Here is a 16,906-nt window from a genome sequence, read left to right as displayed (position 1 = left end):
TCTTGTCGATCTAACCCTTTACGCCACCTACAGTAAGTCCTGAAATAAAAGCTTTCTGATTAATAATAAATAAAAGAATAATGGGGATAACTGACATAACAGCACCAGGAAATAACATATCGTAATTATTTCCATAAGGTGTAATTAAGGATTGCAGTCCTATGGGTAGAGTTAACATGTCGTTCGATCTAAGCACAATCAAAGGCCATACAAAACCATTCCAGCTAAACATAGCCTGTAAAATTCCCATGGCGCCGAAAGCTGGCAACATGAGGGGCATCATAATTTGAAAAAAAATTCTAAATTCCCCGCAACCATCTATCCTGCCTGCATCCAACAGTTCTTTGGGTAGTGACTCGGCATACTGGCGAAAAAAGAAGATGGACATAGGAGCCACTACAAAAGGCATAATTACCCCCATATAGGTATTAATCATTTCAATGCCGATCGCCAATTTATAAAGAGGTAATATTAAGATCTCTACTGGTATCATCATCACAACAAGTACAATCGTAAATATCAGATTTTTTCCTTTAAATTCATACATTGCTAACCCATATCCCACCATAGAAGTTACCAACAAAGAAAGTAAAGTATGAAGTACCGTGATAATAGCACTGTTGATATACCAAAGGAGATATATTCCATCTTTCCCCTCAAGTAACAGCCAATAATTATTTAAATTTAATGCTGTAAAATCGACGTTAAATGAGATCCCATTCCGAATCATCTCAGCTCCTGGCCGTAGAGAAGATATCAGTAAAAAGAAAAAAGGTGCAAGACAGAATATGGCAAATACCGTTAAAACTAAGAAGATCAAAAGTGATGCGGCCTTACTCCCAGCTTTCGTTTTCATATCATGTGCCCTCCTTCTTAAAGAATCCGCTGGAGAAAAGTTGCAGTAGATTTACCGCCATGACGATAGCAAACAATGCAATACCGATAGCCGAACCAAATCCTAGATTGTTATTATTAAAACCTTCCTGATAAATATAATTTACAATTGTCATACCAATTTCACCCGGCGAACGTGGCCCATTCCATAAAGCAAAAGATTCTGCAAACATAGAATAACCGCCATAAACACTGATTGTTACTACATACATAATTACCGGCTTTAAAGAGGGAAGAGTGATATGTAAAAACTGTTCAAACTCACTGGCACCATCAATGGCAGCTGCTTCATACAATTCTTCTGGTATACCTTGCAAGCCTGATAGAAAATATATGATGTTAACTCCCATCCACCGCCAAGTGCATAACAACACCATGACAAACATGCTGGCATCCGCATCCTGAAGCCATATGGTGGGCTTTATACCAAATACCCCTAACATAGAATTGACTAGTGTAGTCTGTTGTTCTCCAAAAGCAAGACGGAAAAAAAGTCCTGCTACGATGACAGAGGTAAGGGCTGGCATAAAAAAGGCGGACCGGAAGAAATTTTTCCCGATTGTAGTTTTCTTATTTAAAAAAATTGACAGTACAAGAGGTAGAGGTACCAGCACCAAAATAGTCCAAAAGGTATAGCGAGTCGTTAACCATACTGCATTAAAAAAATGGGGATTCAATAGATTCTTGTAATTTTGGAGCCCAATAAAAGTTATATCTCCTGGCCCATCGATCCTCTGAAAACTCATAATCACTGTGGAGACAATGGGATACAAAAAAAACACTAAAAAAGATAGGATAAAGGGCAAAACAAATACATAGGGTGCTGTTTTTTGCGAGGAAAATAGTTGTTTCAATCGACTTCGTCTAATAAAGGGTTTACCCAGACCAATTACTGATGGATCTGCCACCTTTGCGCCTCCTTCACCTAGCAGTCTATAGTCTACCAAAGTACTATATTTAGTAAAAGATTCAACCAGCGGAGGGGGTTGAATCTTTTACGTTCTCTTTATTTTGTCCTAAGCTCTTCAGCGGCCTCCTTAAGAGCTTGTTCAGGAGTCTGACTTTGTTCTTTTAAGACTTTAAAACAGATATTTTTTTGTAATAAGGTAATTGCATTGGGGAACTTTGCGCCAACATTGATAGAGCCAATATCACCAATAACGGCTTTTAACGTATTGAAAATATCCGTACCAAAGTAATCCGTATATTTATTGTCTGCTGACATAGCAGGATCTGTCCATGCATCACTTCTTATCGGATCAAAGCCTAAAAGTGACCATGTTTTTATACTGCCGTCTTTCGATAGTTTCGCTTCCGCTAAAAACTGCTTGGCAAGTTCTATGTTTTTTCCTTGGGTTGTAATCGCAGTTCCTGTACCGCCCATCCCTGCTGATTTCTTGCCACCAGGGAAGATTGGCATAGGGCGGATAACCATTTGACCTTTTAAATCAGGCATATACTGTACAAATCTTCCCATATACCACATGGGCATCCAAACAGAAGCAGCATTTCCTTTATTCATCCAAGCCCAGTATTCTTCTGAATGGTGGAAACCTCCAGGTGCTGGGACTGCAATCTTGTCTTTGTATAACATATCTTTGAGCATTTCTAATGTTTTCTTATTGATTTCGTTATCTAAAATAACTTCGCCATTTTTCCCCAATAAGTCGGAGCCTTGCATATTGATCAAGGGATAATAGGACCAGTGTTCTGTGGTTTCAAGGGTAGTCATCGGCTTTCCTGTCTTTTCAACAATCTTTTTGCCAGCAGCAATGTAATCATCCCAAGTAACAATATCATTGATGTTTACGCCTGCTTGCTCAAAGAGTGCTTTATTATAGTACATAACCTCAGCACCCACATGATAGTCAATACCGTAGTACTTACCATCCTTTGCATAGTTCTCCATTCTCCCCATAATTAACTTATCCTTTACAGGCTCTACCACATCATTAAGCTCTACTAAGCCTGGTTTGCTCCCCTTCAAAAAGTTAGCAAACTTACTGATCTCAATATCTACTATATCAGGAGCCCCTGTCCCTGATTGAAGCGCAATTAAAAGTTTATTGTGTTGTTCGTCATAAGGATATACATCCGTTTTTAATACAATCGGCTTATCTGGGTGATTCTTATTCCAGGTTGCAACTGCATCATCCATAAAGCCTTTATGCAATTCCTGAAAGGTCCAAAAATTAAGGGTGGTAGGCTTTATATCGCCTGTTTTTGCTGTGGACGTCTTTGCACCACAACCAGAGAGTATCATGGCCAACAGTAATACTGTGGAAAGTAAAATTGCTAAACTCTTTTTCACTATTGTCTCCCCCTCATTATTTAACCAAAATATGGTTCCTCATTAAGTATAAGCGATCCAAAAGTCATTTAGCATTTAAATCATTTTACATTTCACTCAATTATTTTTATTTTCAGTCTATTTAACTGTATCTAAATAAGAAAAGACTTGGCTTGTGCCAAGTCCTCAGACGCAGGCAGAAGCCTTAGTCGTTCTTACTTGGAATCAAGAAAGTTTTATACTTTCTGATTCCGTAAAAAAGACGCAAATGAGTAAGCTGTTTACTCTTTTGCGTCTTTCACATAGCCTTATTTTTTGTCTTACATGACAACATCTTGTTTTCTATATCTGATAGTCATAAACAGGTTTGGTACAACGCACTGCTTTTCCAGCCTGTCTATCCATAATTTCTCCCTTGGCAAGAGCTAACTTACCATTGAGGAAAACATAATCAATTCCCTCAGGATAAGCATTAGGCAGCCCAAAATCTGCCTTATCCGTAATAGTTTGCATATCAACTACTACAATATCCCCATCCATTCCTTCTCGCAGGCGGCCTTTTGTATTAAAGCCTAACGTCTCTGCTGGCAGTAATGTCGCCTTACGAACGGCCTCCATGATGGTTAATTCATAGCGTTCTGCCACCATTTTTTTAAAATAACGGGGGAAACTGCCTGCAATTTGAGGATGTCCCTCACCAGGCAGATATGTCCCCGTATCCGTGGAAGGCATGGCATAAGGATGATGAAGGGCCATATAAATTTCCTCTTCAATGCCTGTAAACACCACTACTGCTGTATGGGGATAATGGGTACGAAGTTCCTGATAAATATCCATCGTCAAGCGCTGACCATTGTACTTACCCGTAATCACCAAAATATCCTCTAGTTTCCACCCGTTCAACTCCATATATTCTTCACTAAATAGTACCGCACCGATATGAGTTGCCCACTGGGTATACATACCACTGTCAAAACGTATATCCAGCCCATCGGCCCTTGCCCGATTAATGACTGCGAGAGCTTCATTCATGACACCTGTTCCATATTGGTAAACCAAATGAGATACCTGAATGCGGGCTCCCGTTTGGCGTGCAATGGAGATCACTTCCACTAGGGAATACATATCGATTCCTGTAATCATCCGTGTGTCCACAGCTACAATTCTTCCATACCTAGCAGCAATTTTACTTAAATTGATAATTTCAGCGTTAGAGCTCCCCGGCGCATAGGCTAAGCCTAAGGATAAACCACAAGCTCCCTCTTCGAATGCTTTTTCAACTAGATATTCCATACGGGCTAACTGCTCAGCTGTAGCAGGTTCTAGAGGATCTGCTGCCCCTACTTCTGCCCTTAAACTAATAGAATGTCCAATGAGCTCTGCCTGGTTGACGATAAATCCTTGCTTTTCTTGCGCTGCAAAGAAGGCATTTATATCTAAAGGACTTAATCCACAGTTACCACCTACGGTAGTAGTAATTCCTTGGCGCAGGGAAAGTTCCCCACAATAATCGTCCCAATCAATATGCCCATGAATATCAATAAAGCCTGGACAAACCATCTTACCATAAGCATCAAATTCTTGAACACCATGAATTTCTTCTTTAGTGATGGAGGCTATTTTCCCATTTTTCATGCCTACATTTCCATTGGTTCTGGTAAGGGATTCTGGGTCAATCAGAATTCCATTTTTAATTACTATATCAAACACGTATCGCCACCACCTATCTATCACCAAAGATAATTTCATGTAATCTGAATGAAAATACAGATTACTTATTTTTATTAATTATATCATTATCTTACGTTATGACGCTACGTTAACTATGTTACAAATAAAATCCAACCTATTAATACTAGATTTTAATCGATTTGTTTATCATCGTTTCAATGATACGGTCTAAACCTTTTTAACCTAAGAGCATTGAGCACTACAGAAACAGAGCTAAAGGCCATTGCGCCACCTGCTAATACAGGAGATAAATAACCAGCGATTGCTATAGGGATACCTAATGAGTTATAAATCAATGCCCAGAATAGATTTTGCTTAATATTCCTCATGGTGGCTTTACTTAATTTAATCGCGGCAACAATACCACGAAGATCTCCTTGCATCAAGGTAATATCGGCAGCCTCTATGGCAACATCCGTACCTGTACCAATCGCAAAACCAACATCGGCTGTCGCAAGGGCTGGAGCATCATTGATACCATCACCTACCATGGCTACCACTTTTCCTTCTCGTTTTAAAGCTTCTACTTTCTCCGCTTTGTGTTCAGGCAGAACTTCAAATAGTACATTGTCAATTCCGACTTGCCCTGCAATCGTGCGAGCGGTACGTTCATTATCACCTGTAATCATCCATACATCAATTCCTAATTTCTTTAACTCTGCTACTGCTTGTAAAGAATTTTCTTTGATCGTATCCGCTACGGCAAATAGGCCTACCATTTGATTTTCTAGGGCCATCAACATAACCGTCTTCCCTTGTTCTTCTAATGCTTCAATTTGAGGAAGCAAATCTTCAATCACAATATTATTATCATTCATCAATTTGCGAGTTCCAACTAATATTCTTTTACCATCAAGATTCACTTCTACGCCATAACCAGGAATAGCAGTAAATGAATCGGGATCCTGTGCCGATATACCTTTGGTCTGCCCAAATTTGACAATGGCTTCTGCTAAAGGATGTTCGGACTTTTTTTCTGCCCTTACAGCAATTTGTAGTATTTCCTCTCGTGTCAAATGTGCTAGGGGAATGATATCAGTAACATCTGGTTCTCCTTTGGTGATGGTGCCTGTTTTATCTAGCACAATAGCGGTCAGTCGGTGGGCATTTTCTAAGTGTTCCGCTCCTTTAATGAGAATACCATTTTCCGCTCCTTTGCCTGTTCCCACCATGATAGAGGTGGGAGTTGCCAAGCCTAAAGCGCAAGGACAAGCAATTACTAATACAGAGGTAAAATTAATTAAAGCTCTGGAAAAATTGCCAGGATCAAATACAAAGTACCACCCTAAAAAGGTTAATAGGGAAATACCAATGATTGTTGGTACGAAATAACCAGAAACAACATCGGCAAATCGCTGAATCGGGGCTTTAGAGCCTTGGGCTTCTTCCACGATCCTTACAATTTGAGCGAGAACCGTATTACTCCCTACCTTCATGGCTTTGAATTTAAACGTGCCAAATTTATTAATCGTAGCGCCGACTACTTTATCCCCCACCTTTTTGTCCACAGGAAGGCTTTCACCTGTTAGCATAGATTCGTCTACGGCTGAAGTTCCCTCTACAATTTGGCCATCTACAGGAACTTTTTCGCCAGGTCGTACGATAATAATATCATCTACCACTACTTCTTCTATTCTAATATCGATTTCTTCTTCTCCACGGATGACACGGGCAGTTTTAGCTTGTAGCCCCATAAGAGCTTTTATCGCTTCTGACGTATGTCCTTTTGCTGTTGCCTCTAATAATTTACCTAAAATAATGAGTGTAATAAGAATTGCAGACGTCTCAAAATACAACTCAGGAATGCCCCTTACCATATTAGAAACGCTATAGAAATAGGCTGCAGATGTTCCAAGGGCAACCAATACATCCATATTGGAACTTCCATTTTTTAGGGCCGTATAGGCGCCACGATAAAACTCCCACCCAGCCACAAACTGTACAGGAGTCGCTAGCAGCAATTGAAAATAGGGATTCATTAAAAATTCACTAGTTTTTCCTATTATGCCAAAAAAGTGTAATACCATTGCCCACAACAAAGGAAAGGAGAGAACTGCAGATAAAATAAGGCGAAATCGCTGCCGCGCTACTTCAGCCTGCTTTACCACCTTTTCCTGGTTCGCATCGCTAGCATCAGTGATACTATGAGCTGTAAATCCTAATTTTGCTACCCTAGCTTTCATCTGCTCCACGGTTATTTCGCTAGCGTTGTATTCCACACTGGCTTTTTCAGCAGCCAAATTAACGATTGCGCTATATACGCCAGGCAACTTATTTAAGCCCTTCTCAATCCGATTGGAGCAAGAAGCACAATGCATACCTGTTATGTTAAAGTCCGCCTTATCCTTAATGACTTGGTAGCCAAGGCCTTCAATTTTTGCCCCAATCTCTTGTAAACCAATTTTATCTGCATCATAAGAAACAGTTGCTTTTTCAGCGGCAAAATTCACTACTGCTTTATCTACTCCTACTAATTTCCCTAGTCCTTTTTCAATACGAGTGGCACAAACGGCACAAGTCATACCGCCAACTTTAAAACTACCTGACTGCAAGGCGAGATTTTTAGTGCTATCCTTTTGATCGGTCATGAGGTTCAACTCCTTTTCTCTATGGTTATTTCGTAAATTGTTTTAAGACATTCATCAATTCATCAATGCTTTCTTCTGCTCGATTTTCTTTAATCGCTGTCACCACACAACTTTTTGCATGACTTTCTAATACAATCATTGACACGCGATTTAGGGCAGCCCGTGCTGCTAAAATTTGCTGCACTACATCTACGCAGTAACGCCCATCATCCAACATTTTATCAATGCCATTTATTTGACCTGCCACTTTTTTCAGTCGCAATTTTAATTCACTTTTCTCTTTTTCTGTTAACATGTTTTCACCCCTTTATACCATACCCCCCTAGGGTATGTTTTAATTATAAATTGATTTTAGTATCTAGTCAATATGATTTGTTTATTTTAGTATTTTATGTAAATTGCTTCGTTTTTTATAATGCCCTTAACCTTGTAATATTACAGCGGCTTTTGAGTCATAATGAAACTGTGAATGCAAAATAGAAGAACGGATCTAAAACAACTACTAACTTGTCTTAGATCCGCTTTTTTTAATTATCGGTTATCAATCTTCTCTAAAGAGTGCAAATCGTGTTCCTGCATTCTATGCCAAGCGAGAGTTTCGTATTTAGTATCAGGTTTGCCATAGTTGCAATAAGGGTCAATGGATATACCACCACGAGGCAGAAACTTCCCCCAGACCTCAATATAGCGAGGCTGCATTAATTTTATAAGATCCTTCATAATAATATTAACAACGTCTTCATGAAAGTCACCTTGGTTACGGAAACTAAGTAAATATAATTTTAATGACTTGCTCTCAACCATTTTGACATCGGGAATATATTTTATATAAATAGTGGCAAAGTCAGGTTGTCCTGTCATGGGACAAAGGGTAGTGAATTCAGGACAATTAAACTTTACCCAGTAGTCATTTTCAATATGCTTATTTTCAAATACCTCCAAGACCTCCGGAGTATATGAATATTCATACTTAACATTTTGATTCCCTAAAAGGGTTATACCTTCTAATTCTTTACTATTTCTTGACATTTACATTCTCCTTTTCTCAATAGCTGGCCTCTCCCATAAAGATAAACCTCTCATTTAAAAATTCAATAAACAACCCACAAATCACTGGATCAAATTGTGTTCCCGCACATCTTTTAATTTCCGTTATACAGCCCTCAAGGGACACAGGTTTCCTATAACATCGATTGGTAGTCATAGCGTCAAAAGTGTCACAAACAGCAAGCATTCTACTTAGCAGTGGTATATTCTCTCCAGCAATCCCTTTTGGATATCCTTTACCATCGTATCTTTCATGGTGGTGAAGCATAATTGTAGCCAGCTTTTCTGCCCCTTCGATGTTTGATAGCATATCCGCACCATTTTCAGCATGTTGTTTCATAATTTTAAACTCGTCCTCAGTAAGCCTACCTGACTTATTTAGAATATCGCCAGGAGTTTTTATTTTACCTACGTCATGAACTAATCCGACAATAAAAGCAAGATTAATTTCATCCGATGACATGTTCATTTGATTAGCCAATCCAGCCATAAGCTCAGCCACGTGCTCTGCATGCATCGAGGTATATGGGTCACAGTAATATACCTGATGACAAAATTCCTCTATAGCCTCCATATTGACTATGTTTATTACAGATAGTTTGTTCTGTTTTAAATTATGCATGCGTCCACCTATATTATTTATAGTATTGGTAACATTATCATTAATATCATGTTTTTGGCATAACAATCTTTTACGTAATTCTACATTATGTGAAATCATTCCTGCTGTTATCTTTGCGATAAAATAGAATTTAGTAATATTCTCCTTCTGCTTATTGCAGGATAAAACTATGCTATTATATGTTCACAAAAAATTAAAGCAATGGCTTCTGCATATAATTAACAATTATTAACACATTCTTAACATAATTGACCTATCTCTGCTACTAAATCTTTGTTATATTCTTAAAGTATAGGGGAATTTTAGGAGGGATTAGAGGTGCGAGAAACAGTTACTATTAATCGAATTATTCAATGTTCCTTCATCGGCAAAGAGGTAGCGCAACAAATTTCAGCCTATACACTTACGATGCAACAAAATCAAATCACTAGTGAAATACTTACAAAATATTGCAGCGCTGAACACGCCTGCAAGTGTCCTGATTGTCAATTTATCATTGGATTGTCAGGCAAGTCATATACAAAATCCTTAGAAAGTATTTATACTTGTTTAAGTAAAGAATAACTGGCAATGTAAGAGGCACTATTTATCATTCCGATAAATAGTGCCTTTTATTTGTAAAGAAACTGCTAGTATTGAAGATATCTAAGGTAATCTCCCCCTATTTATATTGCCAACTGCATTTTCTCTTTTCTATGTAATCAATTGTACCAAATAAAATTAACCCTATATTGCTTAACACCACGATACCAGAGTACATTTCCAAGTAATTCACTCGCATCCATGCATCCATGATAAAATACCCCATCCCATACTTGGTACCAAACGTCTCTGTAAAAAACAGTACAGAGACAGCTGTAGCCATAGCTACCCGTATTGATGTCAAAAACTTTGGCATGGAGGCAGGAATGAGGATTTCCCGGAAAATTTCCAAGGAGCTAGCTCCTAAAGAATATAAAGGATAATAAGTTTCCTTGGGAATTCCTTTTACTCCATCTCTGACAGCTATAATAACTTGGAACACAATAATCAAAAATATCATCAATATTTTTGACACTTCTCCTAAGCCTAGCAATAACATTAAAACGGGTAATAAGGCAATTTTAGGAATAGGATAGGTCAAATATACAACAGGAGATAATAACCGATCCCACCTTGGGAAATACCCCATACAAAGACCAAGAGGCAAGCCAACAAGAGCTGCTAAAAAAACTCCTGCTACAATGCGCCATAAACTATAAAAGCCATGAATTGCAATTTGCGGTATAAATATTTTAAATAGGTTCTCGATTACCTTTCCAGGTGAAGGAATGATGGGCAATTGTATCCAACTTGCAACACACTGCCATAGAGTTAAGAAAATAAGTATGCCATAAAAGTACCAAAGCCTCTGTCCTGTCTCTTTCACTTTGACCAATCCTCTTTTATCATCTTACGTAGCTCAATGCATAGTTGAAAGAAATCTTGACGATTTCGAACATCGTCTACTCCAAACAGAGGATTTTCAACCATTTTGCTGACTGCTCCAGGCGCAGCAGATAAAATCACGATCTTCTGCCCTAGGTATACAGCTTCCTCCATATGATGAGTGACTAGAATGGTTGAAACAGAATGTTTCCTCCAAATGTTTAAAAATACATTCTGTATTTCTTCCCGGGTCATAGCATCTAACGCAGAGAAGGGTTCATCCATTAAAAGTAAATCAGGTTTTAAAAGAAAGGCACGAGCCAATGCGACCCGTTGCTGCTGCCCTCCACTTAATTCTCCTGGATAGCGGTATTCCATCCCGCTAAGTCCTAACAATTCAATCATTAAAGCCAAGTTATACTCATTGTTCTGATTTTTTTTGTCTTTTATTTTAATACCCAAACTTATATTCTCAAGTACATTTTTCCAGGGTAAAAGTCCGTAGTTTTGTGGAATAAAGCCAATCTTTTGCTCTTTGGGTTTAACGGGCTGCCCGTTAATCTCGACTGTTCCATCAAATTTAGTAATAATTCCGGCTAATACTTTTAAAAGCGTGGATTTTCCGCAGCCCGAGGGCCCTATAATGGCACAAGTTTCGCCTGCTGAAAGTTCCATGTTAATATTTCTGAACACCTCAAAAAGGACTCCTCCAGAATCATAAGTAATGTTCAAATCTTTAATCCTAATCATTTTCAGTTACCTTAAAAACCGAGTATCGACTAAATCACTATATAAATATTTTTGCGTAATTAACTGTCTTGATTGAAGCCATGTTATGACATCCTCTATATCTTTCTCTTGAGGTGCCGTAGCTTTTTTGTATTTTGGCAGAACAAGAGCCCCTTTAACATCTTTGGGAAAGCCGCCTTTTTCAATGACTAAATCAATATAATTCTCCATTGGTTCACTTGCTAAATAGGCAACGGCTTTACTATAAGCTCGATACATAGCCTGTATTTCTTTTTCCTTTTCATTTACTGATTTAGTAGTGAATATGAGTACTCCAGGATTTAGATTAAGCTGCTCTGACGTTCTTAGAACTTTCCCCCCGTTTTTAACAGCAATTGTCGCCATCGGCTCTGGTAAGGTTGCCGCGGCTATTTTACTATTCTGTAACATTTCCAGCCGTGTAGGTATTTGGGGAATAACAACTTTATTACTATCCGCAGAGGAGAGTCCTCCCTCGGTCAAGATTTTGTCTGTTACATAATCAATAATGGTATTTTTAGAAATCGCTATCTCTTTCCCCTTCAAATCCTGAACGGAAGCAGCTGTCTCATCTTTACTAACGACCAACTTATAACTCCCATTGGTTATCGAGGTGATTACAGTATCAAATCCCCCTGCTTTGGCAAAAGCTTCCGCCAACATATCAGAAACAGCACCATCTAAATTACCACTTTGAAGAGCACTATCTCGGTCCATAGCACTTTTAAAAGGTTTTAATGTTACTGTTATACCTTCTTCTTTAAAATATCCTTTTTCTTGCGCAATGATAAAAGGAATGGAATCTACATCAGGCATAAGGCCAATCGTAATATTCTGTAACTGCCCCTGTTTAGAAGAGTTATTATCCTTTTTGTCGCTAGAGCATCCTGCTAAAACAGACAGCATCATAGCAAAAATTAATAGAATGGTAGCTTTTTTCATTTTCTGTCCTCGTTTCCTTAAAATTGGATCTCATAATTTTTGTTGTCTTGGCACTTAATTCGACAACTATTCTGTCCTCACCTCTAACTTACACTCATTTCCATATCATTCGCCCATATTCTTTTATTTCAGAAAGAATAATCTACTGATTTCTTCTAGATTATAATTTTTCTAGAATACTAGAGGAATTTCCTTCATATAAATAATGGATTTTGTATTACTTTCACAAGGTGAATTGGGGGCGTTAGATTGGATCTCATAGTGTCAATAATTTCTTCAACGGTATCAACTGTTATGAGTTGGAATGATTTTATTAACTTTAAGATAATCTTACTTAGCATTGTTATTGAAGCTTTTCCTTTTTTGATACTTAGCGTTATGGTCTCTGCAATGTTAAGTCATTTTGTTTCCGAAAGCAGAATTCGCAGTATGTTACCCAAAAATAAATTTTTGAGTCTTATCATGGCTTGCTTTCTTGGCATTCTCTTTCCTGTTTGCGATTGTGGAATGGTTCCCATTGTTAGACGCTTAGTTTTAAAGGGAGTTCCCTTACCTACAGCTATTGTTTTTATGTTGGCCGCTCCCATTATAAATCCGATTGTCGGAGCCGCGACAGCATTTGCTTTTCGAAATCATATTGAGGTAGTTTTTCTAAGGCTAGGAGCAGCTTTCTTTGTTGCTTTGTTTGCTGGACTCTTTATCAATTTTTTCTTTATCGGTAATCAGCTGAAAAAGGCTGGCGAAATCCACTCTCATACCCATGGATGCTGCCATGATACAACTGATAACCATCTTATTGAGCCTTCTTTTCTTAATAAAATTATTTTTACATTTCGAGATGCTAGCAACGAGTTTTTTGAAATGGGAAAATTTCTACTCATAGGTGCTATGCTTGGATCCTTATCTCAAATTCTTCTGCCTCACGCCATGCTACTTACACTGGGACAAAATTCCTTCTTATCAACTGGATTCATGATGTTGTTTGCATTTTTCATCTCCGTCTGCTCATCTGCAGATGCTTTTATTGCTGCATCATTTAGCACCAGTTTTTCCTTAGGCTCTCTTATCACCTTTATGGTATTGGGACCGATGATCGATCTTAAAAATCTTCTAATGCTGCTCTATACATTCCGTACAAGATTTGTAATATGGCTAACGCTAATGATTATCCTTTTATGTTCCAGTGCAGCCTATGTTATAAATCATCTCTAAAGGAGGTAGTTTTTATTGGAACCTAGATCGCCGAGAACTGACCCTTTTAACAATGGCGCAATTTTGCAGTCCATTATTCTTTTGGGATTCATTATCTTATTAGGGTGGCTTGATATTACAAACCAATTATCCTTATATATCAACCCCAAATTTATCATATTAACTGAGTTATCTTGTTATTTACTAATTCCAATGTTTGTCATACAACTACTAAGCGCCTTACTACCTACACCACATAGTAATGAACAGAAATGCCACCATCATTCTGGTGCATGGAGATTTTTCCCTTTTCTAGCTGTTCTTATCATTGCTTTTGCAGTGCCTGATAATACACTGAATGCAAATCTTGTCAACAATAAAGGACTCAATACCCAAATCAATGTGCTATCTGATTCTACTCAGGATGTTCCCCGCCCTTTAGCTCCCGAACTTAAGCCGCTAAGCCTTATTAAGGTTACCAACCTCAACTATACAGAGGTTATCTCTGAAATTAATGGCTTTCCCAAGGATTACATTGGAAAAAAAGTGATGATTACAGGTTTTGTTTTTAGAAATCCAGAGCTGGCTAAAAATCAGATTTCCCTCGTACGTTATGTTGTTATGTGCTGCACTGCCGATTCCCTGCCCTATGGAGTTATGTGTGAAGGGGCCAACGTAGAGAATTATCCAGATGGAACCTGGTTATCGATTGAAGGTGTCATTCAAATGAGCACGTATGAAAATAAAAATGTCCCTGCAGTGAAAATAACCTCTCTACAACCTATAAACGAGCCAAAAGAACCTTATGTCTATCCCTATAATTAAAAAATCAACCCAATCCACTACTTCCCTTTGGAAACATAGAGGTTATCTTTTATGATAAAACGCCAAGGATATTCTTTTGCCTCCTTCGCATAATCAATATTAATGCGGGGAGTGGTAAGGATACATTTAGGAGAAATCTTTTCCCCTTCTAGAAGATACATGGTATCATCACACAAATCCATTCCATTTTGCAATTTCGTAATTTCCATTGCCATGCACAGTTTTCCAGGTCCACTACATAGATTGCGGACTTTATCTGTTTTGCGCCGCGTCTCCATTAATTCAATTCCTTCGATTGGCTCTAATGCTCTAATTAGCACGGCTTCAGGATAATTTTCTTGATTGGTAACGATATTCATACAATAATAAACACCATAAATCAAATAAACATACGCATGGCCTCCCCGGCCAAACATAACTTTCGTTCTATTTGTGTATTTTCCATTATAAGCATGGCAAGCAAGATCAATCGCACCAATATAGGCCTCTACTTCTACAATTTTACCAATCGTTTGGCCACCAATTGTATTATGAACTAGATATTTCCCTAATAGCTCCCTCGCTACATCTAAGGTTTCCCTCTCATAAAATTCTCTTTTTAATTTTTCCACTTGTGATTACCTTCTTTTCAGTTTTGAACTAGATTTTGCCCTACTATTGCCTACCTCTACTTTCCTTATTGATAAATTTAAAAAAGATACGGCATGCAGCTGCGTGTCGTTTTTTTACGGAATTAGAAAGCATGACACTTTCTTGATTCCAAGTAAGAACGACTAAGGCTTCTGCCTGCGTCCGAGGACTTGGCACAAGCCAAGTCTTTTCTTATAGTACCAGAAAGTATAAGTTTTGTTGTTGTTTGTAGGTCGCTTCGAGTCCATATTATTAACGCTTCACCGTGTTACTTGACTTACGCTTATAATAACATGGACCCATCGCTTGATCCGTAGACTAAAAGGACGCAAAGTGTTTTTCTTATCGCACTTTATTATACTTTACCTTTTGTTTTACTTTCTCGCATAACATAACCAGAAAAAAGTAAAAATACAAGATAGAGTCTTAAAATGGGAGGCAATGTTAGTTTGGCGACATTTAATAAAACAGATTTTATCATAATGGCTTTAGGTAATATTATTGGTTCTGGTATTTTCTTGGCTAGCAGCCTTGTAATCAGCATTGCGGGAGCCTGGACCCCCTTAGCCTATTTGTTAGGTGGGCTCATTATGATGATGGAAGTGGCTTTCATAATTGAAATGACAATTGCTAATCCTGTGCATGGTTCTTTTAAGGTCTATGCCCAAGAAGTATTTGGTGATTGGTGGGGATTCTTGATTGGTTGGATGTTTTGGGTCAGTGGTGTATTAGGAATGGCCAGTGAAGTGACTGCTTGCGCAATTTTCATGCGTTTGTGGATACCTAACGTCCCTTTATGGATAGGCAGCTTAGTTCTTTCCTTGGGAATTACATTTTTAAACTTTAACGATCTAAAAGGGTTAAGCAAAATTGAATTAGGCCTTTCCATAACCAAAGTGGCCACCCTTGTAGTTTTCGTTGTCATTGGCTTTGCTGTTCTATTAGGCATGCCCATTGGGAATGTTACACAAGTAAGTAGGCCTATCCCTGAATTATTCCAATCACCAGCAAAAGGATTGACGGGCATGTTAGGTGCTATGCTCTTAATTCTATTTGCTTATACAGGTACGGGTATTATTGGTATCGCCGCTGTAGAAACAAAAAAACCTGAGCAAAATGTACCTCCTGCCGCTAGAATCGTTACAGTTTCCATTGTAATTCTCTACACACTATCTGCCTACTTCATTGTCAGCTTTCTACCCATAGGATTACTTGATGAGACGGTTAGTCCCTTCGTACAGCTATTTACTATTTTTAAGATTCCTTATGCGGGAGATATTGTCAATTTCATTCTTTTAACAGCTGCTTTATCTGCCCTGAATTCTCAGGTCTATTCCTCATCTCGTATGCTATTTTCCTTAGCTAAAGATAAACAAGCACCTAAAATAGCTAGTTACCAAAATAAAAAAGGAGTGCCCGTAACAGCAGTTGCGATTAGCGGAATCGTTCTTTTAGCTACCGCTATGCTGTCTTATATTTTGCCAGAGACAATCTTCATTTATACGGTTAGTGCCAGTGGATTTTTAGCGCTCATCAATTGGATGAGCGTATCCGCCACCCATTATTACTATCGAAAGAAAATAGTAGCAACAGCACCTGAAAAATTAAAATACAAGGCTCCAGGATACCCTTATCTTTCCTGGCTTTGTTTTTTCTTAATATTTATTGCGATTCTTTCCACACCACTATATCCAGATCAACTTCCTGGTTTGTATGCTGGCGTAATCATCCTAGCCTTAATTAGTATTGTATATTATATTAGAAAATCATTGCATCGTAAGAGAGATCTATGAACATGCTTCTGACTTCAAATCGAAAATGTAATAACCGGATACAAAAATGGCTAGTAACAAGAAATCATAAGAAAGGACTTGGCTTAGGCCAAGTCCTCAGACGCAGGCAGAAGCTTAGTCGTTCTTACTTGGAATCAAGTAAGTGTTATACTTTCTGATTCAGTGAAATAGATGAAGG

Annotated in this window: 16 protein-coding genes; 4 read left to right on the top strand and 12 right to left on the bottom strand. The window is 38.2% G+C overall.

The genetic code is table 11. From position 1 onward, the window contains the following. Window positions 1-10: 10 nt before the first annotated feature. From QSJ81_RS01135 to QSJ81_RS01100, 8 genes are all read right to left on the bottom strand, one after another. A complete protein-coding gene (locus tag QSJ81_RS01135) occupies window positions 11-856 on the bottom strand; it encodes a carbohydrate ABC transporter permease (protein WP_285715575.1) in 846 nt (281 codons plus the stop codon). Window position 857: 1 nt separating this feature from the next. Beyond that, window positions 858-1,802: a carbohydrate ABC transporter permease gene (locus QSJ81_RS01130; RefSeq protein ID WP_285715574.1), complete on the bottom strand. Its 945-nt coding sequence runs from the start codon at window positions 1,800-1,802 to the stop codon at window positions 858-860. Between the two features lie 98 nt (window positions 1,803-1,900). Then, window positions 1,901-3,205 (bottom strand): ABC transporter substrate-binding protein, encoded by a 1,305-nt coding sequence (locus QSJ81_RS01125; RefSeq protein WP_285715573.1) that lies wholly within the window; start codon window positions 3,203-3,205, stop codon window positions 1,901-1,903. 321 nt (window positions 3,206-3,526) lie between these two features. After that, window positions 3,527-4,894 carry an N-acyl-D-amino-acid deacylase family protein gene (locus QSJ81_RS01120; RefSeq protein ID WP_285715572.1) on the bottom strand — a complete coding sequence of 456 codons (1,368 nt, stop codon included), beginning with the start codon at window positions 4,892-4,894 and terminating at the stop codon, window positions 3,527-3,529. A gap of 176 nt (window positions 4,895-5,070) precedes the next feature. After that, entirely contained in the window at window positions 5,071-7,503 is a 2,433-nt protein-coding gene (locus QSJ81_RS01115) for a heavy metal translocating P-type ATPase (protein WP_285715571.1), read from the bottom strand. A gap of 25 nt (window positions 7,504-7,528) precedes the next feature. Continuing rightward, window positions 7,529-7,798 carry a metal-sensitive transcriptional regulator gene (locus tag QSJ81_RS01110; protein WP_038668463.1) on the bottom strand — a complete coding sequence of 90 codons (270 nt, stop codon included), beginning with the start codon at window positions 7,796-7,798 and terminating at the stop codon, window positions 7,529-7,531. 236 nt (window positions 7,799-8,034) lie between these two features. After that, window positions 8,035-8,532, bottom strand: a complete 498-nt coding sequence (gene queF / locus QSJ81_RS01105; RefSeq protein ID WP_285715570.1) for a preQ(1) synthase — start codon at window positions 8,530-8,532, stop codon at window positions 8,035-8,037. A 16-nt stretch (window positions 8,533-8,548) separates the two neighbouring features. Next, a complete protein-coding gene (locus tag QSJ81_RS01100; RefSeq protein WP_285715569.1) occupies window positions 8,549-9,172 on the bottom strand; it encodes an HD-GYP domain-containing protein in 624 nt (207 codons plus the stop codon). Window positions 9,173-9,490: 318 nt separating this feature from the next. Here QSJ81_RS01100 and QSJ81_RS01095 point away from each other — a divergent pair, with 318 nt between their 5' ends. Beyond that, the gene (locus QSJ81_RS01095; protein WP_285715568.1) at window positions 9,491-9,736 is read left to right on the top strand and encodes a hypothetical protein; all 246 of its coding nucleotides are present in this window, start codon (window positions 9,491-9,493) and stop codon (window positions 9,734-9,736) included. Between the two features lie 97 nt (window positions 9,737-9,833). Here the strand turns inward: QSJ81_RS01095 and QSJ81_RS01090 are convergent, their stop codons facing one another. The 3 genes from QSJ81_RS01090 to QSJ81_RS01080 are packed head-to-tail and all read right to left on the bottom strand — an operon-like array spanning window position 9,834 to window position 12,289. Further along, window positions 9,834-10,580, bottom strand: coding sequence for an ABC transporter permease (locus QSJ81_RS01090; protein ID WP_285715567.1), 747 nt, complete (start codon window positions 10,578-10,580; stop codon window positions 9,834-9,836). Beyond that, window positions 10,577-11,329, bottom strand: a complete 753-nt coding sequence (locus QSJ81_RS01085) for an ABC transporter ATP-binding protein (RefSeq protein WP_352230857.1) — start codon at window positions 11,327-11,329, stop codon at window positions 10,577-10,579. Before QSJ81_RS01085 ends, QSJ81_RS01090 begins: the two co-directional genes overlap by 4 nt. A 6-nt stretch (window positions 11,330-11,335) precedes the next feature. Then, the gene (locus QSJ81_RS01080) at window positions 11,336-12,289 is read right to left on the bottom strand and encodes an ABC transporter substrate-binding protein (RefSeq protein WP_285715565.1); all 954 of its coding nucleotides are present in this window, start codon (window positions 12,287-12,289) and stop codon (window positions 11,336-11,338) included. A gap of 249 nt (window positions 12,290-12,538) precedes the next feature. Between QSJ81_RS01080 and QSJ81_RS01075 the strand changes: the two genes are divergently transcribed. Further along, the gene (locus tag QSJ81_RS01075) at window positions 12,539-13,501 is read left to right on the top strand and encodes a permease (protein WP_285715564.1); all 963 of its coding nucleotides are present in this window, start codon (window positions 12,539-12,541) and stop codon (window positions 13,499-13,501) included. Between the two features lie 15 nt (window positions 13,502-13,516). Continuing rightward, window positions 13,517-14,305, top strand: coding sequence for a TIGR03943 family putative permease subunit (locus QSJ81_RS01070; RefSeq protein ID WP_285715563.1), 789 nt, complete (start codon window positions 13,517-13,519; stop codon window positions 14,303-14,305). Between the two features lie 17 nt (window positions 14,306-14,322). Here the strand turns inward: QSJ81_RS01070 and QSJ81_RS01065 are convergent, their stop codons facing one another. After that, window positions 14,323-14,916, bottom strand: a complete 594-nt coding sequence (locus QSJ81_RS01065; RefSeq protein WP_285715562.1) for a DNA-3-methyladenine glycosylase — start codon at window positions 14,914-14,916, stop codon at window positions 14,323-14,325. 468 nt (window positions 14,917-15,384) lie between these two features. On the opposite strand from QSJ81_RS01065, the gene QSJ81_RS01060 reads away from it, so the two are divergent. Then, window positions 15,385-16,728 (top strand): amino acid permease, encoded by a 1,344-nt coding sequence (locus tag QSJ81_RS01060; RefSeq protein ID WP_285715561.1) that lies wholly within the window; start codon window positions 15,385-15,387, stop codon window positions 16,726-16,728. The last annotated feature ends 178 nt before the right edge of the window (window positions 16,729-16,906 follow it).

The organism is Pelosinus sp. IPA-1 (assembly GCF_030269905.1).
In the GTDB taxonomy this organism is placed as follows: domain Bacteria; phylum Bacillota; class Negativicutes; order DSM-13327; family DSM-13327; genus Pelosinus.
This window is presented reverse-complemented; position numbering and strand designations above follow the sequence as displayed.

Excerpts from the sequence above, each read along its gene's own strand:
- queF (WP_285715570.1), bottom strand. The coding sequence starts at position 8,532 with ATGTCAAGAAATAGTAAAGAATTAGAAGGTATAACCCTTTTAGGGAAT.
- QSJ81_RS01135 (WP_285715575.1), bottom strand. The coding sequence starts at position 856 with ATGAAAACGAAAGCTGGGAGTAAGGCCGCATCACTTTTGATCTTCTTA.
- QSJ81_RS01110 (WP_038668463.1), bottom strand. The coding sequence starts at position 7,798 with ATGTTAACAGAAAAAGAGAAAAGTGAATTAAAATTGCGACTGAAAAAA.
- QSJ81_RS01100 (WP_285715569.1), bottom strand. The coding sequence starts at position 9,172 with ATGCATAATTTAAAACAGAACAAACTATCTGTAATAAACATAGTCAAT.
- QSJ81_RS01080 (WP_285715565.1), bottom strand. The coding sequence starts at position 12,289 with ATGAAAAAAGCTACCATTCTATTAATTTTTGCTATGATGCTGTCTGTT.
- QSJ81_RS01085 (WP_352230857.1), bottom strand. The coding sequence starts at position 11,329 with ATGATTAGGATTAAAGATTTGAACATTACTTATGATTCTGGAGGAGTC.
- QSJ81_RS01115 (WP_285715571.1), bottom strand. The coding sequence starts at position 7,503 with ATGACCGATCAAAAGGATAGCACTAAAAATCTCGCCTTGCAGTCAGGT.